This window comes from Pseudomonas sp. LBUM1649 (genome assembly GCF_059716155.1).
This window is the reverse complement of record NZ_CP166807.1, coordinates 5,139,976-5,165,381: the sequence shown is the minus strand read 5'-3', so window position 1 is coordinate 5,165,381 and position 25,406 is coordinate 5,139,976. Positions and strand designations below refer to the sequence as shown.

Genomic DNA, 25,406 nt, shown 5'->3' with positions numbered 1-25,406 from the left:
GCAAGAAAATCAAAAGCCAGATCAAGATCAAACGCCAAAGCGAGGCGGCCTACCAGCCGGCCTGATCGGAAGTTCGTGCGCACTGATCGTTCCCATGCTCCGCGTGGGAATGCCGCCGGGGACGCTCCGCGTTCCCATAAGTAGCCGTTACCGCAGAAATGGATATGTACACGATCAAACGGCCTTTGAACTCCGACTTTTCTTGCGCCGCCGCCACTGCCGCCCAACCCACCAACGCCAATACATCATCACCAGGCAATAGGCCGACGCCCCAAGCACCAGGCCCACTACCACCGACCCCAGCAAAAACGGCTGCCACAAGGTCGAGAGCTGACTGCTGATCCATTCCCAGGTCAACTCATCCGGCAAATGCCGTGCAGGAACATCCATCAGCCAGGCACCAGTCTGATAAGTGCAGAAGAACACCGCAGGCATGGTGATCGGGTTGGTCAACCAGACCAGGCTGACGGCAATCGGCATGTTGCCGCGCACGATGATCGCGAGAATCGCGGCGACCAGCATCTGCAACGGAATCGGCAGGAATGCCGCGAACAGGCCTACTGCCATGGCCCGGGCGACGGAATGGCGATTGAGGTGCCAGAGGTTCGGGTCATGCAGCAGGGTGCCGAGAAAGCGTAAGGACTTGTGTTCCCTGATGCTGGTCGGGTCTGGCATGTAGCGTTTGAATAAGCGCCGGGGCATAAGGCTTCTCGGTCGGTTAAGGCGGCAAGTATGTCTGGATTCCATGAAGCTCCCATTCAGACTTTGTGACAATTGTTAACGACGGACGTGCGCCTGGCCGACTATGCCTAGGGACGGGACTCTAAAGGACGGGCTTATGCGCACAGGGATGATGGCGCTGGCGTTGGGCCTGCTGGCCTTGCGTTTTTTACCGGTGTTACCGCCGGTCTGGTTGTGGTTGGTTATGCCGATCATGGGTTTGATGTTGCTGCCGTTCAGGACGTATCCAGCGGCGTTTTTCCTGTTCGGCTTGAGTTGGGCCTGCGCCCATGCCCAGTGGGCCCTGGATGATCGGTTGTCGCCGGCCCTTGATGGGGAAACGCGTTGGGTAGAAGGACGGATCAGCGGGTTGCCACAGAATACCGAGGGTGTGGTGCGTTTCGAACTGACCGACAGTCAGTCACGACGCACCGTCCTGCCGCGACAGTTGCGTCTGGCCTGGTACGACGGCCCGCCTGTGAACAGCGGCGAACGCTGGCGGCTGGCGGTCAAGCTGAAGCGACCTGTGGGGTTGCTCAATCCGCATGCCTTCGACTACGAAGCCTGGCTGTTGGCGCAACGCATCGGTGCGACCGGGACCGTCAAGGCCGGGGAGCGACTGGCGCCAGCCCGGTGGGCCTGGCGCGACGGTATCCGCCAGAGGCTGCAGGCCGTGGACGCCCAAGGTCGAACAGGCGTGCTCACAGCGTTGGTGCTGGGAGACGGCGCAGGGCTCAGTCGCGAAGACTGGCAGGTGTTGCAAGACACCGGCACCGTGCACCTGCTGGTGATTTCCGGGCAACACGTCGGCTTGTTGGCGGGACTGGTTTATCTGTTGATCGCCGGGCTTGCCCGTTATGGCTTGTGGCCAGGCCGACTGCCATGGTTGCCCTGGGCCTGCGGCCTGGCTTTTGTGGCCGCCCTTGGATATGGGCTGTTGGCTGGCTTCGAAGTGCCGGTTCGCCGAGCCTGTCTGATGATTGGCCTGGTCCTGCTGTGGCGCCTGCGCTTTCGCCACCTGGGTGCCTGGTGGCCGCTGTTGCTGGCGCTCAATGGCGTCTTGCTGATGGACCCGTTGGCGAGTCTGCAACCGGGTTTCTGGCTGTCCTTCGCGGCGGTGGCGGTGCTGATCTTCACGTTCGGTGGTCGCCTGGGTCCCTGGCCATGGTGGCAAACCTGGACCCGTGCCCAGTGGCTGATCGCTATCGGCCTTGGCCCTTTTTTGCTGGTCCTGGGATTGCCGATCAGCCTCAGCGGGCCGCTGGTCAATCTGCTGGCGGTGCCCTGGATCAGCCTGGTGGTGCTGCCCCCTGCATTGCTCGGGACACTGTTGTTGCCGGTGCCCTACGTGGGCGAGTGGTTACTGTGGCTGGCGGGCGGTTTGATCGATTGGCTGTTCACCGGGCTGGGGTTGGTCGCCGGCAAGGTTCCCGCGTGGGTGCCCGCGGCCATCCCGCTGTGGGTCTGGGGTATCGGCACTTCAGGCGCCTTTTTGTTGCTGCTGCCACGAGGCGTGCCGATGCGACCGTTAGGCTGGCCTTTGCTGCTGCTACTGGTTTTTCCTCCGCGGCCGGAAATTCCCGAAGGGATTGCCGAGGTCTGGCAACTGGATGTGGGTCAAGGGCTGGCGATCATGGTGCGCACTCGCCATCACACACTGTTGTATGACGCCGGTCCGCGTTTGCGTGGTCTCGACCAGGGTGAGCGGGTGGTACTGCCAGCACTGCGCAAACTGGGTGTGAAGGCGGTCGACATGATGTTGATCAGCCATGCCCATGCCGATCACGCCGGTGGCGCCCGGGCAGTCGCCAATGGGTTGCCGGTGAAACGGGTGCTCAGTGGAGAACCTGCCGACCTGCCAGCCGAGTTGCAGGCCGAGGGCTGTGAGAGCGGCCGGCAATGGACGTGGGACGGGGTCAGTTTTCAACTGTGGCACTGGCCGCTGGCCAGGGACAGCAACCAGAATTCCTGCGTGTTGCAGATCGAAGCCAATGGCGAGCGATTGCTGCTCAGCGGTGACATCGACACCCGCGCCGAGCGCGCGTTGCTCGACAGCTCATTGGCTGTGCCTACCGATTGGTTGCAGGCACCGCACCACGGTAGTCGCAGTTCGTCTTCGATGGCGCTGCTCAACGTTTTACAGCCCAAGGCGGTACTGATCTCCCGTGGTCATGGCAACTCGTTCGGCCATCCTCACCCTGTGGTGATTGCACGCTATCGACATCGCGCGATGGCGATCTACGACAGCGCGCAGCAAGGCGCCGTTCATCTGCAACTGGGGCGTTTCGAACCACCGCGCTCGATGCGTCAAGAACGGCGCTTCTGGCGCGATCCGCCACCCTCAAGCAATTAACCGGGAATTATCAAAGCCCGACCGGATGCGACATCACAGTCTTCGGTGCGCCCACCCCCTATGTTAGAGTGGCGCACTTTTTCGAGGGGACTGTCACTGTGTGGGAATTGGTCAAATCCGGCGGCTGGATGATGCTGCCGATCATCCTGAGTTCCATCGCGGCAATGGCAATCGTTGCCGAACGTCTGTGGACCCTGCGGGCCAGTCGCGTGACCCCGGAGCATTTGCTCGGGCAGGTCTGGGTCTGGATCAAGGACAAGCAACTCAACAAGGAAAAGCTCAAGGAACTGCGCGCCAATTCTCCCTTGGGTGAGATCCTGGCCGCAGGCCTGGCGAACTCCCGGCATGGTCGCGAGATCATGAAAGAGTGTATCGAAGAGGCCGCCGCGCGGGTCATCCACGAGCTGGAACGCTACATCAATGCCCTCGGCACCATCGCCGCCATGGCTCCGTTGCTGGGGCTGCTGGGTACGGTGCTGGGCATGATCGACATTTTCAGTGCGTTCATGGGCACGGGCATGACCACCAACGCAGCGGTGCTGGCCGGGGGGATCTCCAAGGCGCTGATCACCACGGCAGCCGGTTTGATGGTCGGTATCCCGTCGGTATTCTTCCACCGCTTCCTGCAACGCCGGATCGATGAACTGGTAGTCGGCATGGAGCAGGAGGCGATCAAGCTGGTCGAAGTCGTGCAGGGTGATCGTGACGTGGATCTGGCGGGGGTCAAAGCGTGAAATTCCGCCGCAAGCAACGGGAGAATGTGGACATCAACCTCGCGTCGCTGATCGACGTGGTGTTTATCCTGCTGCTGTTTTTCGTCGTGACCACGACTTTTACCCGTGAAACCCAGTTGCGCGTCGATCTGCCCGAAGCGGTCAGCGGCGCGCCATCCGAGGACCAGACCCGGCAACTGGACGTCGCGATCAGTGCCGACGGGGTGTTTTCGGTGAACAACCAGGTATTACCCAAAAGCGACCTGGCGACCCTGATGGATGCACTGCAGAAGCAATCCAATGGCGACACCAGTCGACCGCTGTCCATCAGCGCCGACGGAAAATCCCAGCATCAGTCGGTCATCACCGCCATGGACGCCGCCGGCAAGCTCGGCTTCAACCACTTGCGCATGACCACAGTCGAGGCGGCGCCGCCCGCGCCCTGATGGCCATGTCCGATCGCCTGCTCGCCGCGTGGTACCGAGGTCATCCGGCCCTGAAACTGTTGCAGCCGCTGGAGTGGTTGTACCGCTGCGTGGTCAACAATAAGCGCAAGCGCTTTCTGGCGGGCGAGGGTGAGATCTATCAGCCACCGGTACCGCTGATCGTGGTGGGCAACATCACCGTCGGCGGCACCGGCAAGACACCGCTGATCCTGTGGATGATCCAGCACTGTCAGCGCAGCGGCTTGCGGGTCGGCGTGGTCAGCCGGGGTTACGGTGCCAGGCCTGCGCAATTGCCGTGGCGGGTCGAGGCGGATCAAAGCGCCGACATCGCTGGCGATGAGCCGCTGTTGATCGTGCAGCGTACCGGCGTGCCATTGATGATCGATCCGGACCGCAGCCGCGCGGTCAAAGCCTTGCTGGCCAGTGAACCGCTGGACCTGATCCTGTCCGATGACGGCATGCAGCATTACCGTCTGGCTCGGGATCTGGAGCTGGTCCTGATCGACGCTGCCCGTGGATTAGGCAACCGGCGTTGCTTGCCGGCCGGGCCATTGCGTGAACCGGTCGAGCGTCTGCAAAGTGTCGACGCGGTGCTCTACAACGGCGCCACGGCTGACGACGGTGATAACTTTGCCTTCCAGTTGCAACCGACGGCACTGGTCAATCTGCAAAGCGGCGAACGGCGCCCGCTCGATCACTTTCCTGCGGGCCAAGCGCTGCATGCGGTGGCCGGGATCGGTAACCCGCAGCGTTTCTTCAAGACTCTCGAAACGCTACACTGGGAGCCAGTCCCGCATGCGTTCGCCGACCACGCCGAATACAGCGTGCAGGCCTTGAATTTCAATCCGTCATTGCCATTGGTGATGACCGAAAAGGACGCGGTGAAGTGCCGTGCCTTCGCCGCCGCCGACTGGTGGTACCTGGCGGTTGACGCTGTGCCGTCGCCAGCCTTCACGGCCTGGTTCGATACACAGTTGATGCGCCTGCTGCCGGCGCGTCTTTTGCCTTAAATCCGTTTCTATCCAGGGAGTGTTCATGGACACCAAATTGCTCGATATCCTCGCTTGCCCGGTCTGCAAAGGCCCGCTCAAGCTCAGCGCCGACAAGACCGAGCTGATCAGCAAGGGCGCTGGCCTTGCGTACCCGATTCGCGACGGCATCCCGGTGATGCTCGAAACCGAAGCCCGTACCCTGACCACCGACGAGCGTCTGGATAAATGACTACAGCCTTTACCGTTGTTATTCCTGCGCGCTACGCCTCCACCCGTCTGCCGGGCAAGCCGCTGTTGTTGATCGCCGGCAAGCCGATGATCCAGCACGTTTGGGAACAGGCGTGCAAGAGCAGCGCCCAGCGCGTGGTGGTTGCCACGGACGATGCACGCATCGCCCAGGCCTGCGAAGGTTTTGGTGCGCAAGTGGTGATGACTCGCGAAGACCACAACTCCGGAACCGATCGCCTGGCCGAAGTCGCGGCGAAGCTGGGCCTTGCGCCTGACGCGATCGTGGTCAACGTCCAGGGCGACGAGCCGCTGATCCCGCCAAGTGTCATTGATCAGGTGGCCGTCAACCTGGCTGCCCACACCGAAGCGCGCATGGCCACGCTGGCCGAGCCGATCGAAGACGTGGAGAGCCTGTTCAACGCCAACGTGGTCAAGGTCGTCAGTGACCTCAATGGCCTGGCACTGACCTTCAGTCGCGCCACCTTGCCATGGGCACGGGACACGTTCGCCAAGAGCCTCGAGCAATTGCCGGAAGGTGTGCCGTATCGCCGACACATCGGCATCTATGCCTACCGCGCCGGTTTCCTGCACGACTTCGTCAGCTGGGGCCCGTGCTGGCTGGAAAACACCGAGTGCCTGGAACAGCTGCGTGCCTTGTGGCATGGCGTACGGATTCACGTCGCCGATGCGCTGATCGCTCCGCCTGCCGGTGTCGATACCGTTGAAGACCTTGAGCGCGTTCGTCGCCTGCTGGAGGCCTGATGCGGGTTCTGTTTGTCTGCCTGGGCAATATCTGCCGTTCACCCACGGCCGAAGGCGTGCTGCGGCATAAACTGCGCGAAGCGGGGCTGGCCGATCAAGTCGAAGTGGCCTCCGCCGGTACCGGCGACTGGCACGTGGGCAGTGCACCGGACAAGCGCAGCCAGGCGGCCGCCAAGCGGCGTGGTTATGATTTGTCTGCCCAGCGCGCCCAGCAGGTCACCCGCGCCGACTTCGCCACCTACGACCTGATCCTGGCGATGGACAATAGCAACCTGCGCAACCTCATGGATCTGCAACCGGCCAAGGGTAGGGCGGAGCTGGATCTGTTCCTGCGTCGCTACCCATCGGAGATCGATGAAGTCCCGGACCCGTACAACGACAGTGAACATGGCTTTGAACGGGTGCTGGACCTGATCGAGCGCGCCAGTGACCTGCTGGTGATCGAACTGAAGGAACGGTTATGAGTTTGCAACTGCGATCACGGGTTTCGCTCAAGCCGTTCAACAGCTTTGGCGTGGATGTCCAGGCCCGCCTGTTTGCCGAGGCTCATAGCGACGCCGATGTGCGTGAGGCCCTGGCCTATGCACGGGAACACCAGGTGCCCTTGCTGGTGATCGGCGGTGGCAGCAACTTGCTGCTGACGGCCGATGTTGAATCGCTGGTACTGCGCATGGCCACGCGCGGAATACGCGTGATCAGCGATGATGGCAGCAAAGTGGTGATCGAGGCCGAGGCGGGCGAGCCATGGCACCCGTTCGTGCAACACACCCTGGTGCAGGGCTTGTCGGGCCTGGAAAACCTCAGCCTGATTCCCGGCACCGTTGGCGCGGCACCCATACAGAACATCGGTGCGTATGGCGTGGAAATCAAGGATGTGTTCGCCGGCCTGACCGCCCTTGATCGCCAGAGTGACGAGCTGCGCGACTTCAGCCTGAAAGAGTGCAACTTCGCTTACCGCGACAGCGTGTTCAAGCAGGAGCCTGGGCGCTGGTTGATCCTGCGCGTGCGTTTCATCCTCGATCGCACTGCACACCTGCATCTGGAGTACGGTCCGGTGCGCCAGCGCCTGACCGAGCAGGGCATCGATCATCCGACGGCGACGGACGTCAGCCAGGCCATTTGCAGCATTCGCAACGAGAAACTCCCGGACCCGGCGGTGCTCGGCAATGCTGGCAGCTTTTTCAAGAACCCCTTGGTGCCAGCGGCGCTGGTCGCACAGCTCAAGGGTGAATATCCGGACCTGGTGGCCTACGCGCAACCCGACGGACAGATGAAGCTGGCTGCCGGCTGGTTGATCGAACGGGCAGGGTGGAAAGGCTTCCGCGATGCCGATGCAGGCGTGCACAAAATGCAGGCACTGGTGCTGGTCAATTACGGCAGTGCGACAGGCTTGCAACTGTTGAGCTTGGCACAGCGCATCCAGAAAGACATTTCAGAGCGTTTTCATGTCGACCTGGAAATGGAGCCCAATAGGTATTAGGGAAGTAGCTGCAAGCTTCAGGCTTCAGTCCGCGAGCTACAATCTCTATATCTTGAGCTGCTCGCTGCTTGCTTCTACTTGCAGCTTGCAGCTAAAAGCCCTGCCTCAGCAGGGCTTTTTTGTTAATGCAGGCTTAACCTGGTCTGCTGACGATGCAAGCATTTTCTCCACCAAAGGCCCGGTGCAGACGGGTTGGCAGAAGGTCGAGGCGTGATGGACAGTGCCGATCTGAATGTCCTGCGCAGCGTGCTGGAGTGGCGCCGCGCCGGCCAGCGGGTGATGTTGTACAGCGTGGTGCAGACCTGGGGCACCGCGCCCCGGGCGCCCGGCGCCATGCTGGCGTTGCGCGAGGACGGCGTGGTGATTGGCTCGGTGTCCGGTGGTTGTGTCGAGGACGACCTGATTGCGCGGTTGCATGACGGTCGCATTGCGGTCGACGGACCGCCGGTGCAACTGATCACCTACGGCGTGACTCGTGAGGAGGCGGCGCGCTTCGGTTTACCCTGCGGCGGCACCTTGCGTTTGACCGAGGAGCGCGTTGGCGATGCGGATTGGGTCGCTGACTTGCTGGCCCGTTGTGAGGCGCATGAACTTGTCGCGCGCGAACTGAACCTGGAAACCGGCGAGGTTGTTTTAGGGCAGGCCGGCAAGTCCGATGTGCTGACGTTCGATGGGTTCACATTGCGCGCTATTTACGGCCCGCGCTGGCGCCTGTTGCTGATCGGTGCGGGGCAGTTGTCCCGGTATGTTGCCGAGATGGCACGGCTACTGGATTTCGAGGTACTGATCTGCGATCCGCGCACCGAGTTTGCCTATGGTTGGGAAGCGCAGCACGGACGATTTGTCTCGGGCATGCCCGACGAGGCGGTACTGAACATCGAGACCGACGAACGTACCGCCATCATCGCCCTGACTCACGACCCGCGGCTGGATGACATGGCGTTGCTGACCGCGCTTGACTCCCGGGCTTTTTATGTCGGCGCACTCGGCTCGCGGGTCAACAGCCAAAAGCGCCGGGACAACCTGGCTCAACTCGGTTTGTCGCCGCAGGCCATCGAACGGCTGCACGGCCCGATCGGTTTGCACATTGGCAGTCATAGCCCGGCGGAAATCGCCCTGTCGCTGATGGCCGAGATTGTGGCGATCAAAAATGGCATCGAGTTGAAACAGAAGAAACCGCTACGGGAGGGTGTATGAGTGAGTCCATCGGCGTCATCGTGTTGGCGGCGGGGCAGGGCAGCCGGTTTCGACAGGTGGCGGGCGCCGAAAAGGACAAGCTGCTAGCTGATTGCATGGGGCGTGATGGCGCTGTTCGATCGGTCATCGAGCAAGTGCTGGTGAACCTGCCTTCCACGTTGGAAAAGCGCATTTTGGTAACCACCGTCGATCGCCCGCAAGTGAGCCGCATGGCCAAGGCCTATGGCTGTGAGATCGTCCTGATCGAATCGACCGGGATGGGCGATAGCATTGCGGCCGGGGTGGCGGCATGTGCGCAGCTTGATGGTTGGCTGATGGTGCTGGGGGATATGCCGTTCATCCTGCCTTCAAGCATCGAACAAGTTGTGGCTCAAATGGCCGATGACTGCATCAGCGTACCGGTACGGGAGGGTGAGTACGGGCATCCGGTGGGCTTTGGGCGCGGTTTTGGTCCGGGGTTGATGGCGTTATCGGGTGATCGTGGGGCGAAGGCGTTGTTTGCGCAAGGGCGTGTGGTTGAAGTGGCGGTGGATGATCCCGGTGTTTTGTGGGATGTGGATGTGCCTGAAAGGCTGGCCTTCAAGTCCACGTAGACCATTTGTAGGAGCAAAGCTTGCTCGCGATGGCCGTGACGCGTTTTGCCAGAAACACCGCGTAATCGTTCATCGCGAGCAAGCTTTGCTCCTACAGGACAACAGGCATAAAAAAGCCCCGCCCGGGATCACCAGGCGGGGCTTAACAATTACCGAGGAAATCAGACGAGAGGTTTAGGCTCGTGCTCTTTTTCCTGGGCTTGCTCGTGTTGCTCTACCGCTTCCTGAACGGAGCGAGGTGCTTCGGCAATCACCGAATCAACCGGCTCGGCAGCGACAACCTGAGCAGCAGCGGCCGCCTGTTCGGCTTCCTTCTGCAGACGCTCTTCTTCACGCTTGCGGCGACGCACTTCACGTGGGTCGTTCGGTGCGCGGCCACTTGGCGTCAGGGCACTGGCAGGAGCGGCTTCAACCACCGGAGCAGGCACTTCAGCAACAACCGGCGCTTCAACCACCGGAGCAGGCACTTCGGCAACAACCGGCGCTTCAACCACTGGAGCAGGCTCGGCAGCGGCAACCACTGGCTCGGAGACCAACGCTTGCGCCACTTCGGCTTCAGCAACCGGCGCTGGAGCAGGTGTTTCGGCAACGGCTGGCTCGGCAACCCAGTTGAACGCGGTTTGCTCTTCGCGAACTTCACGAACGGCTTCGGTCACGGTTTCAGTCACTGTTTCGCTAACCGGTTCTGCAACCACGGCTGGTTCAGCGGCAGCTTCAACCACTGGTTGTGCTTCTGGCGCTGCTGCCACTTCGATTTCCGGCGATGCGGTGGCTTCGACCGGAGTCGTCGCTTCCACGACTGGCGCTTCGACCGGAGCTGTTTCCAGGGTAGCGGCAGTGGCGCGTTCGGCTTGCTCGTTGGCCTGTGCTTCGGCCGGAGCGCTGATCACGCTGCTGGCAACGGCTGCGGTAACAGCCAGGCCGGCAGCCAGGTCGGCAGTGCTTGGCGCTTCATTGTTCTCGCCGGCTTCGGACTCATCCGAACCCTCGATCACGTTGCCGTTGGCATCACGCTGACGCTCGCGACGGTTGCTGCGACGACGCTGGCCACGGGAGCGGCGGCGTGGGCGATCGCCTTCGGCGCCTTCCTGACCGTCTTCCTGCAGTTGCTCTTCGTTGCTGGTCAGCTCTTCTTCGGCAACAGCAGCCGCTTGTTCGGCACGTGGTTGACGTTCTTCACGCGGTGGGCGTGGAGCGCGTTCTTCGCGTGGCGGGCGGGCCGGGCGTTCTTCAGTGGTGGCGGCAGCGATATCGGCGACAGCAGCAGCGGCAGGAGCGGCAGCATCCAGAGGCTCGCGCAGTTCACGCACACGCTCTTCACGCTCGCCACGTGGCTTGCGATCTTCGCGCGGGGCGCGCGGAGCGCGTTCTTCACGTGGGGCGCGCGGAGCGCGTTCTTCTCGTTGGGCGCGTTCTTCGCGGGCTACGGCTGGCGTTTCTTCACGTACTTCGCGGGGCTCGCGTACTTCGCGTGGCTGGCGCTCTTCGCGCGGTTCGCGTGGTGCGCGTTCCTCACGGGGGGCGCGCTCTTCACGAGGCTTGCGCTCTTCATCGCGGCGGCCGTTACGGGTGCGGCTCTGCTGGCGGCCGTTGCGACGTTCTTCGTTGCGGGCTGGACGCTCGGTGGCAGCCGGTTTCTCAACCACGGCTGGAGCGACAGGCTCTTCCTTGGTGGCGAACAGGCTGACCAGCGACTTCACCAGGCCTTTGAACAGGCTTGGCTCTGGTGCTGCGACAGGTACGGCAACCGGAGCGGCGACGACTTCGGTCGGAACCGGAGCATTGGCGCGGGCGGGAGCCGTCTTGACCGCGGCTTCCTGGCGAACCAGGGTGCGGGTCGCGGCAGCTGGCTGCACTTCTTCCACTTCGGCAGCGGCAGCAGCGATTTCGTAGCTGGACTGGTTGATCGCGGCTTCCGGGCTGTCATCACGCAGGCGCTGCACTTCGAAGTGCGGCGTTTCGAGGTGATCGTTCGGCAGGATGACGATGCGGGCACGGGTGCGCAGTTCGATCTTGGTGATCGAGTTGCGTTTTTCGTTGAGCAGGAACGCGGCCACCGGGATCGGCACTTGTGCACGAACTTCGGCGGTACGGTCTTTCAGGGCTTCTTCTTCGATCAGGCGCAGGATCGCCAGGGACAGCGATTCAACGTCACGGATGATGCCAGTGCCGTTGCAACGCGGGCAAACGATGCCGCTGCTTTCGCCCAGGGATGGACGCAGGCGCTGACGGGACATTTCCAGCAGGCCGAAGCGCGAGATGCGACCGACTTGCACGCGAGCGCGGTCGGCTTCCAGGCATTCGCGGACTTTTTCTTCCACGGCGCGCTGGTTCTTGGCAGGGGTCATGTCGATGAAGTCGATGACGATCAGGCCGCCGATGTCGCGCAGGCGCAACTGACGGGCGATTTCTTCGGCGGCTTCAAGGTTTGTCTGCAGGGCGGTTTCTTCGATATCGCTGCCTTTGGTGGCGCGTGCCGAGTTGATGTCGATGGACACCAGGGCTTCGGTCGGGTCGATAACGATGGAGCCACCGGAAGGCAGTTCGACGACGCGCTGGAAAGCGGTCTCGATCTGGCTTTCGATCTGGAAGCGGTTGAACAGCGGAACGCTGTCTTCGTACAGCTTGATCTTGCTGGCGTACTGCGGCATCACCTGGCGGATGAAGGTCAGGGCTTCGTCCTGGGCTTCAACGCTGTCGATCAGCACTTCGCCGATGTCCTGGCGCAGGTAATCGCGGATCGCGCGGATGATCACGTTGCTTTCCTGGTAGATCAGGAAAGGCGCGGAACGATCCAGCGAGGCTTCTTTGATGGCAGTCCACAATTGCAGCAGGTAGTCGAGGTCCCACTGCATTTCTTCGCTACTGCGGCCCAGGCCAGCAGTGCGCACGATAAGACCCATGTCAGCCGGGGCAACCAGGCCGTTCAGGGCTTCACGCAGTTCGTTGCGCTCTTCACCTTCGATGCGACGGGAGATACCGCCGGCACGCGGGTTGTTCGGCATCAGGACCAGGTAACGACCGGCCAGGCTGATGAAGGTGGTCAGGGCGGCGCCCTTGTTGCCACGTTCTTCTTTTTCGACCTGAACGATGACTTCCTGGCCTTCGCTCAGGACGTCCTTGATATTGACGCGGCCTTCGGGGGCTTTCTTGAAGTATTCGCGGGAGATTTCTTTGAGGGGCAGGAAGCCGTGGCGCTCAGAGCCGAAATCGACAAAGGCAGCCTCCAGGCTTGGTTCGATGCGAGTAATCCGGCCTTTATAGATGTTGGCCTTCTTCTGCTCGCGTGCACCGGATTCGATGTCCAGGTCGTAGAGGCGCTGGCCATCTACCAGTGCAACACGCAACTCTTCGGGTTGGGTTGCGTTAATCAGCATTCTTTTCATGTAGTACCGTCGGTTTCCGGGCTGCCGGAAACGGCGTTCGGCACACACGACTTCTCATGGTCGGTGTCAGGTGCGTCGGGAGTGGTTGGCCATTCCCGTGTCCAGCGATGTCCGGCCAATGTGGGCCTTCGTCGCGACGTACGCGTCCTGCTTGCTGTGGCTACTTAAGCACTCAGTCAGGAGGAGGAATCAACCGGCGGCTGTGGACGAGATGAAGCGTCTTGATAAAGCCTATTGCTACACAGGCCAGCGGTTGTGCATCTCCACCCTACACGTATCCCTGATAATTCGGGTGCTGCCGCGCGCAGAATCCGCAGCGGGTTGGCATTTACCGTGAGCTCCGAAAGGGGAGGTCACGCATCATGGCTAATTTAGGCGTTGTTTCCGAAGCGTTTCGCTCGGGGTCATTCGCAGCTGACTGCACTTTGTGAACTGGCCGTGAATATTGGCTCGAAAAGCGAGTGAAAACTCTGCTTTGCGGTTTGATTCAGGCCTCATGTCACCTGCGCTCGTTACAGTTGCAAACTCCACCGTTACGTAGCGAAAGCCCCGTAGGACGGCCTCGCGTCCTGGTGAATTGCGTTGGTCAGGGCCGGTTTTTGACCGTTGGTCCGCTGTCCAGGCCGCTTTTGGCGGCGTTCGCGACTATAGCAGTAATGATTAAGTGCTTCAATTCCATAAAAAATTGTTATCATCCACGACATGACGACGACTACCCCCCCGACTCCAGGCGTACAACTGCTTGAGGTCTCGCCGGAATATGCCGGCCAACGTATTGATAACTTCCTTCTCGCTCGGCTCAAAGGCGTGCCCAAGACCTTGATTTACCGCATTTTGCGCAAAGGCGAAGTGCGAGTGAACAAGGGTCGGATCAAGCCCGAATACAAGCTGCAGGCGGGTGATATCGTGCGCGTGCCGCCGGTTCGCGTGCCTGAGCGCGACGAGCCGGTGCCGCTGGCCCAGGGGCTGTTGCAGCGCCTGGAAGCCTCGATTGTCTTCGAAGACAAGGCCTTGATCGTGATCAACAAGCCCGCCGGCATTGCGGTTCACGGCGGTAGCGGCCTGACGTTCGGGGTGATCGAAGCCTTTCGTCAGTTGCGCCCCGATTGCAAAGAGCTCGAGCTGGTTCACCGTCTCGACCGTGATACGTCCGGCCTGTTGATGATCGCCAAGAAGCGCAGCATGTTGCGCCACTTGCACACCGCGTTGCGCGGTGATGGCGTCGACAAGCGCTACATGGCGCTGGTCCGCGGTAACTGGGCGAGCTCGATCAAGCAAGTCCGTGCGTCGCTGGGCAAGAGCAATCTGCGCTCCGGCGAGCGCATGGTCGAGGTCGACGAGGAGGAGGGCAAGGAGTCCGTGACCGTGTTCAAGGTCCTGCGCCGCTTCGGTGACTTTGCCACCCTGATCGAAGCCAAGCCGATTACCGGCCGGACTCACCAGATCCGTGTCCATACCTTGCACGCCGGGCATTGCATCGCTGGCGACACCAAGTATGGCGAAGAAGGTTTCAGCAAGGAAATCCGCGATCTGGGCGGCAAGCGCCTGTTTCTGCATGCCTACATGCTGACTGTGCCGTTGCCTGATGGCGGCGAACTGAAGTTGCAGGCGCCTGTCGACGAAATGTGGGCTAAAACCGTGGAGCGCCTGAGTGCACCCATTTGATTACAAGCTGCTGATTTTCGATTGGGACGGCACGCTGGCCGATTCCATTGGTCGGATTGTCGAGGCGATGCACGTGGCATCGCAGCGGTCCGGGTTTGAGCAGTGCGATGACTTTGCCGTCAAGGGTATCATCGGCCTGGGATTGCCGGAGGCGATTCGTACCCTGTATCCCGACATCGGCGATGCCGAGCTGATTGCCTTTCGTCAGCACTACGCCGATCACTACATCGCCTCGGAGGCGGTGCCTTCGCCCTTGTTCGAGGGCGTGGTCGAGTCGATCGAGGCGTTTCGTGCCGAGGGTTATCATCTGGCCGTGGCCACGGGCAAGGCCCGTCGCGGGCTGGATCGGGTGCTGAAGTCTCACGGTTGGGAAGATTACTTCGATATCACCCGTGCCGCCGACGAGACGGCCAGCAAGCCCCATCCGTTGATGCTTGAGCAGATACTTGCCCATTGTCAGGTGCGTGCGGATCAGGCGCTGATGGTTGGCGACTCGTCCTTCGATTTGCAGATGGCACGTAATGCCGGCATGGATTCGGTGGCGGTCAGCTACGGCGCGCAGTCAATCGAAGCGCTGAAGCTGTTCGAGCCGCGACTGAGCATCGATCGGTTTTCACAATTGCACGCCTGGCTGGGTCAGCGGGCTTAATACGTTATTGCTGGGGTAGATGGCATGGCCGACGAATGGAAAGCGCCCGCCAAGGCGAGCGCAGAGAGCGGTGACGAAAAAAGCTGGAAGCTGCTGGAAAAGACCCTGCTGGCTGGTGTGCAGGAGCAGCGTCGCTCCCGGCGCTGGGGGATTTTCTTCAAGTTGCTGACCTTCGTGTACCTGTTTGTCGCGTTGGCGCTGTTCACGCCACTGATGGACATGGAGAAGGTCGCTACCCGCAGTGGCAACTACACCGCGTTGATCGACATCAACGGCATGATCGCCGACAAGGAGCCGGCCAGTGCCGACAACGTCGTGGGTAGCCTGCGTGCCGCCTTCGAAGACAAAAAGGTCAAGGGCGTCATTCTGCGCATCAACAGCCCGGGCGGCAGTCCGGTACAGTCAGGTTACGTCTATGACGAGATCCGTCGTCTGCGTGGCCTGCACCCGGATACCAAGCTCTACGCAGTGATTTCCGACCTGGGCGCTTCCGGTGCTTATTACATCGCCAGTGCGGCGGACCAGATCTATGCCGACAAGGCGAGCCTGGTGGGCTCCATCGGTGTAACGGCGGCCGGGTACGGATTTGTCGGCACCATGGAGAAGCTGGGTGTGGAGCGTCGCACCTACACCTCGGGCGAGCACAAGTCCTTCCTCGATCCGTTCCAGCCACAGAAGCCTGAAGAAACGGCGTTCTGGCAGGGCGTGCTCGATACCACTCACAAGCAGTTCATCAATAGCGTCAAGCAGGGTCGTGGCGACCGCCTGAAGGACAAGGAACATCCGGAGCTGTTCTCCGGGCTGGTCTGGTCGGGTGAGCAGGCGCTGCCGCTAGGCTTGATCGATGGCCTGGGTAATGCCAGTTCGGTGGCCCGCGATGTGATCGGTGAGAAAGAGCTGGTCGATTTCACTGTTCAGGAATCGCCGTTCGATCGCTTCTCGAAGAAGCTCGGGGCCAGCGTGGCTGAGCATTTGGCGATGTGGATGGGGTTTAACGGTCCGTCGCTGCGTTAATTATTTCAAGATCAAAAGATCGCAGCCTGCGGCAGCTCCTACACAAATCACCTGTAGGAGCTGCCGCAGGCTGCGATCTTTTGCTTTTCAGGGGATTTGCACGCCTTCGGCCAGCAACATATCCACCAGGCGAATCAGCGGCAGGCCGACAAGGCTGGTGGCATCAGGGCCCTCGGTGCTCTGAAACAGGCTCACTCCCAAGCCCTCGGCCTTGAAGCTGCCAGCGCAGTCGTAGGGTTGTTCGGCGCGCAGATAGCGTTCGATGCGTTCGCTGTCGAGTGTGCGCATGTGCACCGTGAAAGGTACGCAGTCGACCTGGCAGTGACCGGTCTGGCTGTTCAGCAGGGCCAGTCCGGTCAGGAACGTCACGCTGGCACCGCTGGAGGCCAGCAGTTGCTCACGGGCCTTTTCGAAGGTGTGGGGCTTGCCGATAATCCGCTCGCCAAGCACCGCGACCTGGTCGGAACCGATAATCAGATGAGCGGTATGGCTGGCGGCCAGTGCGCGCGCTTTCTCTTCGGCGAGGCGTTTGACCAGCTCGATGGCGGTTTCGCCAGGGCGATGGCTTTCGTCGATGTCCGGCGAGCTGCAGCTGAATGGCAGCTGCAGGCGGGCCAGCAAATCCCGGCGATAGACGGAGCTTGAAGCGAGTAATAAAGGCAGCATGCGCAACTCCAAATGACAGGCGCGAATTCTAGCGGGGCTTCCAAGTGACGGACAGGGCTGAATTTCCTTTGACATGGGCGGGTGCATCCCTATAATGCTGCGCCTATGTTGAATGACCCGATTCCACCTCACGTTGACCCGCGCAAATTGGCTGATCGTGGCACCACCCTCCAAGGTGAAATGCTGCTGGCCGATTTGAAGAGACTCTGCGACCCGCTTTCCGACAATGTCGGTACGGTGCAGGCTAAATTCGTTTTTGAACGAGATGAACGTAAATCTGTGGTTATCCACAGCTTTATCGACACTGAAGTCAAAATGGTTTGCCAGCGTTGTCTTGAGCTGGTCACCCTGCCGATCCATAGCGAATGCAGTTACGCTGTGGTGAAGGAGGGTGCGAATACCCAGTCGTTGCCGAAAGGTTATGACGTGCTGGAACTGGGCGAAGATCCTTTGGATCTGCAGTCACTGATCGAGGAGGAGCTTCTGCTCGCCTTGCCCATTGTGCCTGCTCATCATCCGGAAGAATGCCAGCAGCCGGCGGGAGCAGATGAGCCCGAACCGAGCGAGGACGAGGTAACGCGGTCCAACCCGTTCAGTGTATTGGCGCAGTTAAAGCGTGACCCAAACGTTTAGGAGTTAATCAATTATGGCTGTTCAGCAGAACAAAAAATCCCGCTCTGCCCGTGACATGCGCCGTTCGCACGACGCTCTCGAGGCTAGCACCCTGTCTGTAGAAAAAACCACCGGTGAAGTTCACCTGCGTCACCACGTATCGCCAGAAGGCGTATACCGTGGCCGTAAAGTGATCGACAAGGGCGCTGACGAGTAATCACTTGTCCGCTCAAGTCATCGCGATTGACGCAATGGGCGGGGACTTCGGTCCCCGCAGCATTGTCCAGGCCAGCCTTGCTTGCCTGTCTGCCACACCCTCGCTGCACCTGACCCTCGTCGGTCAACCCTCCCTCCTTGAAGAATTGATCGCTGGCCAATCGGCTGTGGATCGCGCGCGCCTGACGATTGCTCCGGCGTCCGAAGTCATCGCCATGGACGAAAAACCTGCCCAGGCCCTGCGCGGCAAACCCGACTCGTCGATGCGCGTGGCGCTTGAGTTGCTGCGCGATGGCAAGGTCCAGGCCTGTGTCAGTGCCGGTAATACCGGGGCGCTGATGGCGTTGTCACGATTTGTGCTCAAGACCTTGCCGGGCATTGATCGGCCGGCCATGGTGGCGGCAATCCCGACGCAGAAAGGTTATTGCCAGTTGCTCGACCTGGGCGCCAATGTCGATTGCAGCGCCGAGCATCTGTTGCAGTTCGCGGTGATGGGCTCGGTTGCTGCGGAAACCCTGGGCATCGTGCGTCCGCGCGTGGCATTGCTGAACATCGGCACCGAGGACATCAAGGGCAATCAGCAGGTCAAGCTGGCTGCGACCTTGTTGCAGAGTGCCCGTGGCATCAACTACATCGGTTTTGTCGAGGGGGACGGTTTGTACCGCGGCGAAGCGGACGTGGTGGTGTGTGATGGTTTTGTCGGCAACATCCTGCTCAAGTCCAGCGAGGGGCTGGCCACCATGATTGCCGGGCGCATCGAGGCGTTGTTCAAGAAAAGCCTGCCGTCACGCATGGTCGGAGCCTTGGCCTTGCCATTGATGAGGCGCCTGCAAGCCGACCTGGCACCTGCCCGACATAACGGCGCGAGCTTCCTCGGTTTGCAGGGGATTGTCGTAAAAAGTCACGGTTCTGCAGGGGTGCAGGGCTTTCAAAGTGCCATTTCCCGTGCTCTGATCGAGATCCAGGAAAACCTGCCGGAACGCATCCACGGTCGTCTGGAGGATTTGTTGCTTTAGGCGTTTTCGTCGGACAATGCTTAAATGTGACCGCTTGGTTCAATTGGCCATCCAACTGTCAGTTTCTTGCGTCCCCATAGCGGGACGCCAATTCTCCGACGACAAGATCATTAGGGGCTTGTTACATGTCTGCTTCCCTCGCATTCGTCTTTCCGGGACAGGGTTCGCAGTCCCTCGGCATGCTGGCCGAGTTGGGCGCGCAACACCCGGTCGTCCTCGAAACGTTCAAAGAAGCTTCCGATGCTCTGGGTTACGACCTGTGGGCACTGACCCAGCAAGGGCCGGAAGAACAACTCAACCAGACCGATAAAACCCAACCGGCGATTCTGACCGCTTCGATCGCCCTGTGGCGTCTGTGGCTGGCTGAAGGCGGCGCGCGCCCGGCTTATGTGGCCGGTCACAGCCTGGGCGAATATAGCGCTCTGGTAGCTGCTGGCAGCTTGAGCCTGGCTGACGCGGTGAAGCTCGTCGAGCGCCGTGGCCAGCTGATGCAGGAAGCGGTGCCGGTCGGGCAGGGCGGCATGGCTGCCATCCTCGGCCTGGAAGATGCTGACGTACTGGCTGCCTGTGCCGAAGCGGCGCAAGGCGAAGTGGTCAGCGCGGTCAACTTCAACTCCCCGGGGCAAGTGGTCATTGCCGGTGCCAAGGCGGCGGTCGAGCGTGCCATTGAAGGCTGCAAGGCGCGTGGCGCCAAGCGCGCCATGCCGTTGCCGGTCAGCGTGCCGTCGCACTGCGAACTGATGCGTCCGGCGGCCGAGCGTTTCGCCGAATCGATCGCAGCGATTGATTGGCAGGCCCCGCAGATCCCGGTCGTACAGAACGTCAGCGCCCAGGTGCCGGCGGATCTGGAAACCCTCAAGCGTGATCTGCTCGAGCAACTGTACAAGCCAGTACGCTGGGTAGAATCCGTGCAGACCCTGGTCGCCAAAGGCGCGACCAATCTGGTCGAATGCGGCCCGGGCAAAGTACTGGCCGGTCTGAACAAGCGCTGCGCCGAAGGCGTATCGACTTCCAATCTCAATACCCCAGACGCTTTCGCTGCCGCCCGTGCAGCGCTGGCCTGAATCAGGAGAAGCTTGCATGAGTCTGCAAGGTAAAGTTGCACTGGTCACCGGTGCGAGCCGCGGTATCGGCCAGGCTATCGCCCTGGAACTGGGTCGTCAGGGCGCCATCGTTGTTGGCACCGCGACCACAGCTTCTGGTGCCGAGCGCATTGCCGCCACCCTGAAGGAAAACGGCATTCAGGGCACTGGCCTCGAGCTCAATGTCACTAGCGACGAGTCCGTGGCGGCTGTCCTGGCAAGCATTCAGGCGCAGTTTGGTGCGCCGGCGATCCTGGTCAATAATGCCGGCATCACCCGCGATAACCTGATGCTGCGCATGAAAGACGACGAGTGGCATGACGTCGTCGATACCAACCTGAACAGTCTGTTCCGCCTGTCCAAGGGCGTTTTGCGCGGTATGACCAAGGCCCGTTGGGGACGAATTATCAGTATTGGCTCGGTTGTGGGTGCCATGGGCAACGCAGGCCAAGTAAACTACGCTGCCGCCAAGGCCGGCCTGGAAGGTTTCAGCCGCTCACTGGCGCGTGAAGTCGGTTCGCGTTCGATTACGGTAAACTCGGTGACCCCAGGGTTCATCGATACCGATATGACCCGCGAACTGCCCGAGGCACAGCGTGAAGCCCTGCAGACGCAGATTCCGCTGGGTCGTCTGGGGCAAGCTCAAGAGATCGCGTCTGTGGTCGCTTTTCTTGCGTCTGACGGTGCGGCTTACGTTACTGGGGCTACAATCCCGGTGAACGGTGGGATGTACATGAGTTAAATGTGACGGATCGTTTCAAAAAAATGTCATACGAGCTGTCTAAAATCCGTTATAAAGCTGCAATCTATTTATAGGCAGCGGGTCACCGGGTTTGAGGAGTGAAGCTTTCAGTTGAAAAGCTGAAAAGTCTTTCTATACACTTACCCACTGGCCAGCTGCCTGAATTTGTCCATTAGGAGTGAAAACAAGGTATGAGCACCATCGAAGAGCGCGTCAAGAAAATCGTTGCCGAGCAACTGGGCGTTAAAGAAGAAGAAGTGGTCAACACTGCTTCCTTCGTTGAAGACCTGGGTGCTGACTCCCTTGACACCGTTGAGCTGGTGATGGCTCTGGAAGAGGAATTCGAGACCGAAATCCCTGACGAAGAAGCTGAGAAGATCACTACTGTACAAGCTGCAATCGACTACGTTACTGCCCACCAGGCGTAATAGTTTGTAATCGTTGCTCGCTGTCATGGAAAAACCGCACTGCCATCATGGCGTGCGGTTTTTTCTTTAGGCCTGATGCAAAGTCGTCATTTGAAAAAAGGAGAGTGCTGTGTCGCGTAGACGCGTCGTAGTCACCGGTATGGGTATGTTGTCGCCACTGGGCACTGATGTGCCAAGCAGCTGGCAGGGCATTCTGGCTGGCCGCAGTGGCATTGGTCTGATCGAACACACCGACCTTTCTGCCTATTCCACCCGTTTTGGCGGCTCGGTAAAGGGCTTCAATGTCGAGGAATACCTGTCGGTCAAGGAAGCTCGCAAGCTCGACCTGTTCATTCAGTACGGTCTGGCCGCAGGTTTTCAGGCAGTGCGCCATGCCGGTCTGGAAGTGACCGACGCCAACCGTGAGCGCATCGGCGTCGCCATGGGGTCGGGTATTGGTGGACTGACCAACATCGAAGAAACCAGTCGCATCTTGCATGAGACCGGTCCGCGACGGATTTCTCCGTTCTTCGTGCCTGGCTCGATCATCAACATGATTTCCGGTTTCCTGTCCATCCATCTGGGGGCACAGGGACCTAACTATGCCATCGCCACGGCGTGTACCACCGGTACGCACTGCATCGGCATGGCTGCTCGCAACATCATGTACGACGAAGCCGACGTGATGATCGCCGGCGGCGCCGAAATGGCAGCCTGCGGCCTGGGCATGGGCGGTTTTGGCGCCTCCCGCGCACTGTCGACCCGCAACGACGAGCCGACCCGCGCCAGCCGTCCATGGGACAAGGGCCGTGATGGCTTTGTATTGTCCAATGGCTCCGGTGCGCTGGTTCTGGAAGAGCTGGAACACGCCAAGGCCCGCGGCGCGACCATCTATGCCGAACTGATCGGTTTCGGTACCAGTGGCGACGCCTACCACATGACTTCGCCGCCAGCCGATGGCGCCGGGGCTGCGCGCTGCATCACCAATGCGCTGCGTGACGCCAAAATCAATGGCGATCAAGTGCAGTACATCAACGCCCACGGCACCTCGACGCCCGCTGGCGACCTCGCTGAAGTCAATGCGATCAAGTCGGTGTTTGGCGAGCACGCCTACAAGATGGCCGTCAGTTCGACCAAGTCGATGACCGGGCACTTGCTGGGCGCGGCGGGCGCGGTCGAGGCCATCTTCAGCGTGCTGGCGATCAACAGCCAAGTGGCGCCACCGACCATCAACCTCGACGAGCCGGACGAAGGCTGCGACCTCGACTTCGTGCCACACACCGCGCGTAACATGGATATCGATGTGGTCTTGTCAAACTCCTTCGGTTTTGGCGGCACCAACGGCTCGCTGGTGTTCCGCCGGTTCGCAGGCTGATGGACAGCTGGGTCGACGGTCAGCCGGCTGACGCATTGTCGCTGAAGGATCGCGGCCTGGCCTACGGCGACGGTCTGTTCGAGACCATCGCCGTGCATGATGGCTTTCCGGTCTTGCTGGATCGTCATATGGTGCGGCTGGCCAGGGGCTGCCGGCGGTTGGCAATCAATCTGGATCATGGTGCTGTGGTCGCGGAATTGTTGACCTATGCCGAGCAACTGAACGAAGGTGTGCTCAAGCTGATCGTTACACGCGGCGACAGCCTGCGCGGTTACGCTTTCGATCCTTCGGCCCAGGCCCGTCGTATCCTGTCGGGTAATCCTCCTGCGGTTTACCCGGACGCCCATGCAGAGCAGGGCATTCGCCTGTTCCCGTGCACCACACGACTTTCCTTGCAACCCCTTCTCGCAGGTCTCAAGCACTTGAACCGTCTTGAGCAGGTGATGGCGCGCGCCGAATGGCAGGACACCGAACATGCCGAAGGCTTGATGCTCGATCAGGCCGGTCGCGTGATCGAGGGCGTGTTCAGCAACTTGTTCCTGGTGCAAGACGGCGTGTTGATCACAGCGGATCTGAGCTGCTGCGGCGTAGAAGGTGTGATGCGTGCCGAGTTGTTGTCTCAGGCCGAATCTTTGGGCATCCCCATACAAATCACCGATATCACGCTCGAGCAGCTGCAAGGCGCTGACGAAGTCTTTGTCTGCAACAGCGTGTATGGCGTTTGGCCGGTGCGCGCCTATGCCGCACTGAGCTGGCCGGTTGGGCCGCTCACCCGTAAACTCCAAACCATTGCCCGCGCGCTACTGGATGCTTGATACGTGAGACGTAAATTCTTGCTGCTGCTGGAAACCGGACTGGTTCTGGCGGGGCTGATGTTGGGTGCTTCTGCCTGGAAAATTCATTCGGCACTGGTGCAACCGCTGAATATTACACAGGAAGAACTGCTGGAGGTGCCCAAGGGCACCACCCCGAACCGCACCTTCCTGCGGATGGAAGCCGATGGTGTCATCAAGGACGCCTTCTGGCTGCGCGTCTATTGGCGCTTCAACTTGCCTAAACAGCCGTTGCACAGCGGTGAGTACCGCATGAAGCCCGGCATGACCGTCGAAGGTCTTATCGATCTGTGGAAGCGCGGGGAAATGGTGCAGTACAGCCTGACCCTGGTCGAAGGCTGGAATTTCCACCAGGTCCGTGCGGCTCTGGCCAAGGAAGAAAAGCTTGAGCAAACCCTGAACGGGTTGAGCGATAGCCAGGTCATGGACAAGCTCGGCCATAGCGGGATTTTTCCTGAAGGGCGATTCTTCCCCGACACTTACCGCTTCGTGCGTGGCATGACCGACACCGAGCTGCTGAAAACAGCTTACGACCGTCTCGACGAAGTGCTGGCCAAGGAGTGGAATCAGCGTGCGGCCGACCTGCCTTACTCCGGACCCTATCAGGCGCTGATCATGGCCTCGCTGGTGGAGAAGGAAACCGGCGTGCCACAGGAGCGCGGGCAGATTGCCGGTGTATTCGTGCGTCGCATGGCGATCGGCATGCTGTTGCAAACAGACCCGACGGTGATCTATGGCCTGGGTGACCGGTACAACGGCAGGCTGACCCGCGCCCATCTCAAGGAAGCGACCCCTTACAACACCTATATGATTTCCGGTCTGCCGCCGACCCCGATTGCCATGGTCGGCCGCGAAGCCATCCACGCGGCGCTGAATCCGGTGGAGGGCACCAGCCTTTACTTCGTGGCTCGCGGTGATGGCAGCCATGTGTTTTCCGATGATCTGGACGCGCACAACAACGCCGTGCGAGAGTTCCAGCTCAAACGTCGTGCCGATTACCGTTCCAGTCCCGCGCCGGTGACCACGCCCGAGGCGCGGGATGCCCAGGCGCCGCAAACCGAGGCTGTGGAACTCGAGACTGTGGCACCTGAGGCGGCGCAACCTGAGGCGGCGCAACCGGAGGCCCCCGAGGCCCAGCCCCCTGTCCCGGCGGCTTCGCCCGACACGGCGCCCGAGGCTGCACCTGCGGAGCCAGCGCAAGAACCCGCGCTTGAACCTGCAGCCGCGCCGAAACCGGAGCCGGTGCCGCAAACGGAACCGCAAACGGAACCGAATGCAACAACATCGCAAAGCCCGCAATGAATCTGACTAAGGACTGCCTGTGACTGGCTTGTTTATTACGCTGGAAGGCCCGGAAGGCGCCTTATATTCCCTTTGGTTCCAGTGTAAACCTACTCCAGTAAACGCTCCTTAGCGAAAACGTCAACTAGAATCGCCCCCTCCCATCAAGCCATAGCCATCTTTCGCCCAACGCAACCCGTAGCCGGAGGGAAGGCCTGCGTCCGGGTGGGGGAGTGGTGGCTTGACGGATACATTTTCTTCTACCACCCTGTAAACTACTTCCTTCACTTCGACTAACCAGATAGCGGGACAAGCAAATGGCAAAAGGTTGCCTGATCGTGTGCGATGGTAACAACGGAGCAGGCAAGTCTTCGGTCATCCGCGCGATCAAAGAGTACTTGGAATTTCAAAACCACCAGGTTGTTATCACTCGTGAGCCTGGAGGTACTCGGATTGGTGAAAAGATCCGTGAGGTGGTACTCGACCCAGAAACTCCTGAGCTCTGTGATACCACTGAGCTGTTATTGTTCGCAGCTGCGAGGGCTCAGCATCTAAAGGAAAAGATCATTCCTGCGATTGAAGCTGGAATGATTGTGATATGTGATCGCTTCACGCCGGCAACCATCGCGTTCCAGCACTATGGCCGGGGAATACCTCTGAGTCTAGTTCAGAGCATCAATAGCTTCGCTCTTGAGGGATTTGCACCTGACCTCAACATCATTCTGGATGTAGATCCAGAAGTCGGCATGAAGAGAGTGGCATCCCGAGGTGAAGGGCTTGATCGTATGGAAATGCAGCAGCGAGAATTCCTTGCAAGGGCTCGGGAGGGTTTCTTGCGTCAAGCAGAAGAGTCGCCTGAGACATTTGTCGTTGTTGATGCGTCTCAGTCGTTTGAGGCCGTGAGTAGCCAAGTACTCGCGGTAGTTGATGACTTGCTGGCGAAGCTTGCGTAGGTGTCGTCATGCGATACTTAACCTT

General features: G+C 60.3%; 27 protein-coding genes. 24 read left to right on the top strand and 3 right to left on the bottom strand.

What is annotated here, in order from left to right; translation table 11 throughout:
- Window positions 1-174: 174 nt before the first annotated feature.
- A complete protein-coding gene (locus tag ACA058_RS23835; RefSeq protein WP_497636176.1) occupies window positions 175-702 on the bottom strand; it encodes a DUF2062 domain-containing protein in 528 nt (175 codons plus the stop codon).
- A gap of 136 nt (window positions 703-838) precedes the next feature.
- Between ACA058_RS23835 and ACA058_RS23830 the strand changes: the two genes are divergently transcribed.
- From ACA058_RS23830 to ACA058_RS23780, 11 genes are all read left to right on the top strand, one after another.
- The gene (locus ACA058_RS23830) at window positions 839-3,073 is read left to right on the top strand and encodes a DNA internalization-related competence protein ComEC/Rec2 (protein WP_497636175.1); all 2,235 of its coding nucleotides are present in this window, start codon (window positions 839-841) and stop codon (window positions 3,071-3,073) included.
- Window positions 3,074-3,171: 98 nt separating this feature from the next.
- Entirely contained in the window at window positions 3,172-3,807 is a 636-nt protein-coding gene (gene pocA / locus ACA058_RS23825) for a flagellar polar localization protein PocA (protein ID WP_008066570.1), read from the top strand.
- Entirely contained in the window at window positions 3,804-4,232 is a 429-nt protein-coding gene (pocB, locus tag ACA058_RS23820) for a flagellar polar localization protein PocB (protein ID WP_497636174.1), read from the top strand. Before pocA ends, pocB begins: the two co-directional genes overlap by 4 nt.
- On the top strand, window positions 4,232-5,242 hold the full coding sequence (gene lpxK, locus ACA058_RS23815) for a tetraacyldisaccharide 4'-kinase (RefSeq protein WP_497636173.1): 1,011 nt from the start codon (window positions 4,232-4,234) through the stop codon (window positions 5,240-5,242). The genes pocB and lpxK overlap by 1 nt, the downstream gene beginning before the upstream one ends.
- Before the next feature lie 25 nt (window positions 5,243-5,267).
- Window positions 5,268-5,453: a Trm112 family protein gene (locus ACA058_RS23810; RefSeq protein ID WP_007945752.1), complete on the top strand. Its 186-nt coding sequence runs from the start codon at window positions 5,268-5,270 to the stop codon at window positions 5,451-5,453.
- Entirely contained in the window at window positions 5,450-6,214 is a 765-nt protein-coding gene (kdsB, locus tag ACA058_RS23805; protein ID WP_497636172.1) for a 3-deoxy-manno-octulosonate cytidylyltransferase, read from the top strand. Before ACA058_RS23810 ends, kdsB begins: the two co-directional genes overlap by 4 nt.
- Window positions 6,214-6,678, top strand: a complete 465-nt coding sequence (locus ACA058_RS23800; RefSeq protein ID WP_497636171.1) for a low molecular weight protein-tyrosine-phosphatase — start codon at window positions 6,214-6,216, stop codon at window positions 6,676-6,678. Before kdsB ends, ACA058_RS23800 begins: the two co-directional genes overlap by 1 nt.
- Window positions 6,675-7,694 (top strand): UDP-N-acetylmuramate dehydrogenase, encoded by a 1,020-nt coding sequence (gene murB, locus ACA058_RS23795; protein WP_497636170.1) that lies wholly within the window; start codon window positions 6,675-6,677, stop codon window positions 7,692-7,694. The genes ACA058_RS23800 and murB overlap by 4 nt, the downstream gene beginning before the upstream one ends.
- On the top strand, window positions 7,660-7,908 hold the full coding sequence (locus tag ACA058_RS23790; RefSeq protein ID WP_497640036.1) for a hypothetical protein: 249 nt from the start codon (window positions 7,660-7,662) through the stop codon (window positions 7,906-7,908). The genes murB and ACA058_RS23790 overlap by 35 nt, the downstream gene beginning before the upstream one ends.
- The gene (locus ACA058_RS23785; RefSeq protein WP_497636169.1) at window positions 7,908-8,891 is read left to right on the top strand and encodes an XdhC family protein; all 984 of its coding nucleotides are present in this window, start codon (window positions 7,908-7,910) and stop codon (window positions 8,889-8,891) included. Before ACA058_RS23790 ends, ACA058_RS23785 begins: the two co-directional genes overlap by 1 nt.
- Window positions 8,888-9,484 (top strand): nucleotidyltransferase family protein, encoded by a 597-nt coding sequence (locus ACA058_RS23780; RefSeq protein ID WP_497636168.1) that lies wholly within the window; start codon window positions 8,888-8,890, stop codon window positions 9,482-9,484. Before ACA058_RS23785 ends, ACA058_RS23780 begins: the two co-directional genes overlap by 4 nt.
- Window positions 9,485-9,645: 161 nt before the next feature.
- Here the strand turns inward: ACA058_RS23780 and rne are convergent, their stop codons facing one another.
- The gene (gene rne, locus ACA058_RS23775) at window positions 9,646-12,870 is read right to left on the bottom strand and encodes a ribonuclease E (protein ID WP_497636167.1); all 3,225 of its coding nucleotides are present in this window, start codon (window positions 12,868-12,870) and stop codon (window positions 9,646-9,648) included.
- Between the two features lie 702 nt (window positions 12,871-13,572).
- Here rne and rluC point away from each other — a divergent pair.
- The 3 genes from rluC to ACA058_RS23760 are packed head-to-tail and all read left to right on the top strand — an operon-like array spanning window position 13,573 to window position 16,198.
- Window positions 13,573-14,535: a 23S rRNA pseudouridine(955/2504/2580) synthase RluC gene (gene rluC / locus ACA058_RS23770; RefSeq protein WP_095963753.1), complete on the top strand. Its 963-nt coding sequence runs from the start codon at window positions 13,573-13,575 to the stop codon at window positions 14,533-14,535.
- Entirely contained in the window at window positions 14,522-15,184 is a 663-nt protein-coding gene (locus tag ACA058_RS23765) for an HAD-IA family hydrolase (protein ID WP_497636166.1), read from the top strand. Before rluC ends, ACA058_RS23765 begins: the two co-directional genes overlap by 14 nt.
- Window positions 15,185-15,208: 24 nt before the next feature.
- Window positions 15,209-16,198, top strand: a complete 990-nt coding sequence (locus ACA058_RS23760; RefSeq protein ID WP_497636165.1) for a S49 family peptidase — start codon at window positions 15,209-15,211, stop codon at window positions 16,196-16,198.
- 87 nt (window positions 16,199-16,285) lie between these two features.
- Here ACA058_RS23760 and ACA058_RS23755 read toward each other — a convergent pair whose 3' ends face one another.
- Window positions 16,286-16,864, bottom strand: coding sequence for a Maf family protein (locus ACA058_RS23755; RefSeq protein WP_497636164.1), 579 nt, complete (start codon window positions 16,862-16,864; stop codon window positions 16,286-16,288).
- A gap of 105 nt (window positions 16,865-16,969) precedes the next feature.
- On the opposite strand from ACA058_RS23755, the gene ACA058_RS23750 reads away from it, so the two are divergent.
- The 10 genes from ACA058_RS23750 (at window position 16,970) to tmk (ending at window position 25,381) form a co-directional block, all read left to right on the top strand.
- Entirely contained in the window at window positions 16,970-17,497 is a 528-nt protein-coding gene (locus ACA058_RS23750) for a YceD family protein (RefSeq protein ID WP_008066540.1), read from the top strand.
- A gap of 13 nt (window positions 17,498-17,510) precedes the next feature.
- Window positions 17,511-17,693, top strand: coding sequence for a 50S ribosomal protein L32 (gene rpmF, locus ACA058_RS23745; RefSeq protein ID WP_003179396.1), 183 nt, complete (start codon window positions 17,511-17,513; stop codon window positions 17,691-17,693).
- A gap of 4 nt (window positions 17,694-17,697) precedes the next feature.
- Window positions 17,698-18,708, top strand: a complete 1,011-nt coding sequence (gene plsX / locus ACA058_RS23740) for a phosphate acyltransferase PlsX (RefSeq protein WP_497636163.1) — start codon at window positions 17,698-17,700, stop codon at window positions 18,706-18,708.
- Window positions 18,709-18,833: 125 nt separating this feature from the next.
- Complete coding sequence (fabD, locus tag ACA058_RS23735) at window positions 18,834-19,772, top strand: ACP S-malonyltransferase (RefSeq protein ID WP_497636162.1); 939 nt, start codon at window positions 18,834-18,836, stop codon at window positions 19,770-19,772.
- Between the two features lie 16 nt (window positions 19,773-19,788).
- Window positions 19,789-20,532 carry a 3-oxoacyl-ACP reductase FabG gene (gene fabG, locus ACA058_RS23730; RefSeq protein ID WP_497636161.1) on the top strand — a complete coding sequence of 248 codons (744 nt, stop codon included), beginning with the start codon at window positions 19,789-19,791 and terminating at the stop codon, window positions 20,530-20,532.
- A gap of 191 nt (window positions 20,533-20,723) precedes the next feature.
- Window positions 20,724-20,960: an acyl carrier protein gene (acpP, locus tag ACA058_RS23725; protein WP_007987170.1), complete on the top strand. Its 237-nt coding sequence runs from the start codon at window positions 20,724-20,726 to the stop codon at window positions 20,958-20,960.
- Window positions 20,961-21,069: 109 nt separating this feature from the next.
- A complete protein-coding gene (gene fabF, locus ACA058_RS23720; RefSeq protein ID WP_497636160.1) occupies window positions 21,070-22,314 on the top strand; it encodes a beta-ketoacyl-ACP synthase II in 1,245 nt (414 codons plus the stop codon).
- Window positions 22,314-23,129 (top strand): aminodeoxychorismate lyase, encoded by an 816-nt coding sequence (gene pabC, locus ACA058_RS23715; RefSeq protein ID WP_497636159.1) that lies wholly within the window; start codon window positions 22,314-22,316, stop codon window positions 23,127-23,129. Before fabF ends, pabC begins: the two co-directional genes overlap by 1 nt.
- 3 nt (window positions 23,130-23,132) lie before the next feature.
- On the top strand, window positions 23,133-24,449 hold the full coding sequence (gene mltG / locus ACA058_RS23710; RefSeq protein ID WP_497636158.1) for an endolytic transglycosylase MltG: 1,317 nt from the start codon (window positions 23,133-23,135) through the stop codon (window positions 24,447-24,449).
- Window positions 24,450-24,745: 296 nt separating this feature from the next.
- On the top strand, window positions 24,746-25,381 hold the full coding sequence (gene tmk / locus ACA058_RS23705) for a dTMP kinase (RefSeq protein ID WP_497636157.1): 636 nt from the start codon (window positions 24,746-24,748) through the stop codon (window positions 25,379-25,381).
- The last annotated feature ends 25 nt before the right edge of the window (window positions 25,382-25,406 follow it).

Coding starts and splice junctions, on each gene's coding strand:
- ACA058_RS23835 (WP_497636176.1), bottom strand. CDS start 702: ATGCCCCGGCGCTTATTCAAACGCTACATGCCAGACCCGACCAGCATC.
- ACA058_RS23830 (WP_497636175.1), top strand. CDS start 839: ATGCGCACAGGGATGATGGCGCTGGCGTTGGGCCTGCTGGCCTTGCGT.
- lpxK (WP_497636173.1), top strand. CDS start 4,232: ATGGCCATGTCCGATCGCCTGCTCGCCGCGTGGTACCGAGGTCATCCG.
- ACA058_RS23810 (WP_007945752.1), top strand. CDS start 5,268: ATGGACACCAAATTGCTCGATATCCTCGCTTGCCCGGTCTGCAAAGGC.
- kdsB (WP_497636172.1), top strand. CDS start 5,450: ATGACTACAGCCTTTACCGTTGTTATTCCTGCGCGCTACGCCTCCACC.
- ACA058_RS23800 (WP_497636171.1), top strand. CDS start 6,214: ATGCGGGTTCTGTTTGTCTGCCTGGGCAATATCTGCCGTTCACCCACG.
- murB (WP_497636170.1), top strand. CDS start 6,675: ATGAGTTTGCAACTGCGATCACGGGTTTCGCTCAAGCCGTTCAACAGC.
- ACA058_RS23790 (WP_497640036.1), top strand. CDS start 7,660: ATGTCGACCTGGAAATGGAGCCCAATAGGTATTAGGGAAGTAGCTGCA.
- ACA058_RS23785 (WP_497636169.1), top strand. CDS start 7,908: ATGGACAGTGCCGATCTGAATGTCCTGCGCAGCGTGCTGGAGTGGCGC.
- ACA058_RS23780 (WP_497636168.1), top strand. CDS start 8,888: ATGAGTGAGTCCATCGGCGTCATCGTGTTGGCGGCGGGGCAGGGCAGC.
- rne (WP_497636167.1), bottom strand. CDS start 12,870: ATGAAAAGAATGCTGATTAACGCAACCCAACCCGAAGAGTTGCGTGTT.
- rluC (WP_095963753.1), top strand. CDS start 13,573: ATGACGACGACTACCCCCCCGACTCCAGGCGTACAACTGCTTGAGGTC.
- ACA058_RS23760 (WP_497636165.1), top strand. CDS start 15,209: ATGGCCGACGAATGGAAAGCGCCCGCCAAGGCGAGCGCAGAGAGCGGT.
- ACA058_RS23755 (WP_497636164.1), bottom strand. CDS start 16,864: ATGCTGCCTTTATTACTCGCTTCAAGCTCCGTCTATCGCCGGGATTTG.
- ACA058_RS23750 (WP_008066540.1), top strand. CDS start 16,970: ATGTTGAATGACCCGATTCCACCTCACGTTGACCCGCGCAAATTGGCT.
- rpmF (WP_003179396.1), top strand. CDS start 17,511: ATGGCTGTTCAGCAGAACAAAAAATCCCGCTCTGCCCGTGACATGCGC.
- fabD (WP_497636162.1), top strand. CDS start 18,834: ATGTCTGCTTCCCTCGCATTCGTCTTTCCGGGACAGGGTTCGCAGTCC.
- fabG (WP_497636161.1), top strand. CDS start 19,789: ATGAGTCTGCAAGGTAAAGTTGCACTGGTCACCGGTGCGAGCCGCGGT.
- acpP (WP_007987170.1), top strand. CDS start 20,724: ATGAGCACCATCGAAGAGCGCGTCAAGAAAATCGTTGCCGAGCAACTG.
- pabC (WP_497636159.1), top strand. CDS start 22,314: ATGGACAGCTGGGTCGACGGTCAGCCGGCTGACGCATTGTCGCTGAAG.
- tmk (WP_497636157.1), top strand. CDS start 24,746: ATGGCAAAAGGTTGCCTGATCGTGTGCGATGGTAACAACGGAGCAGGC.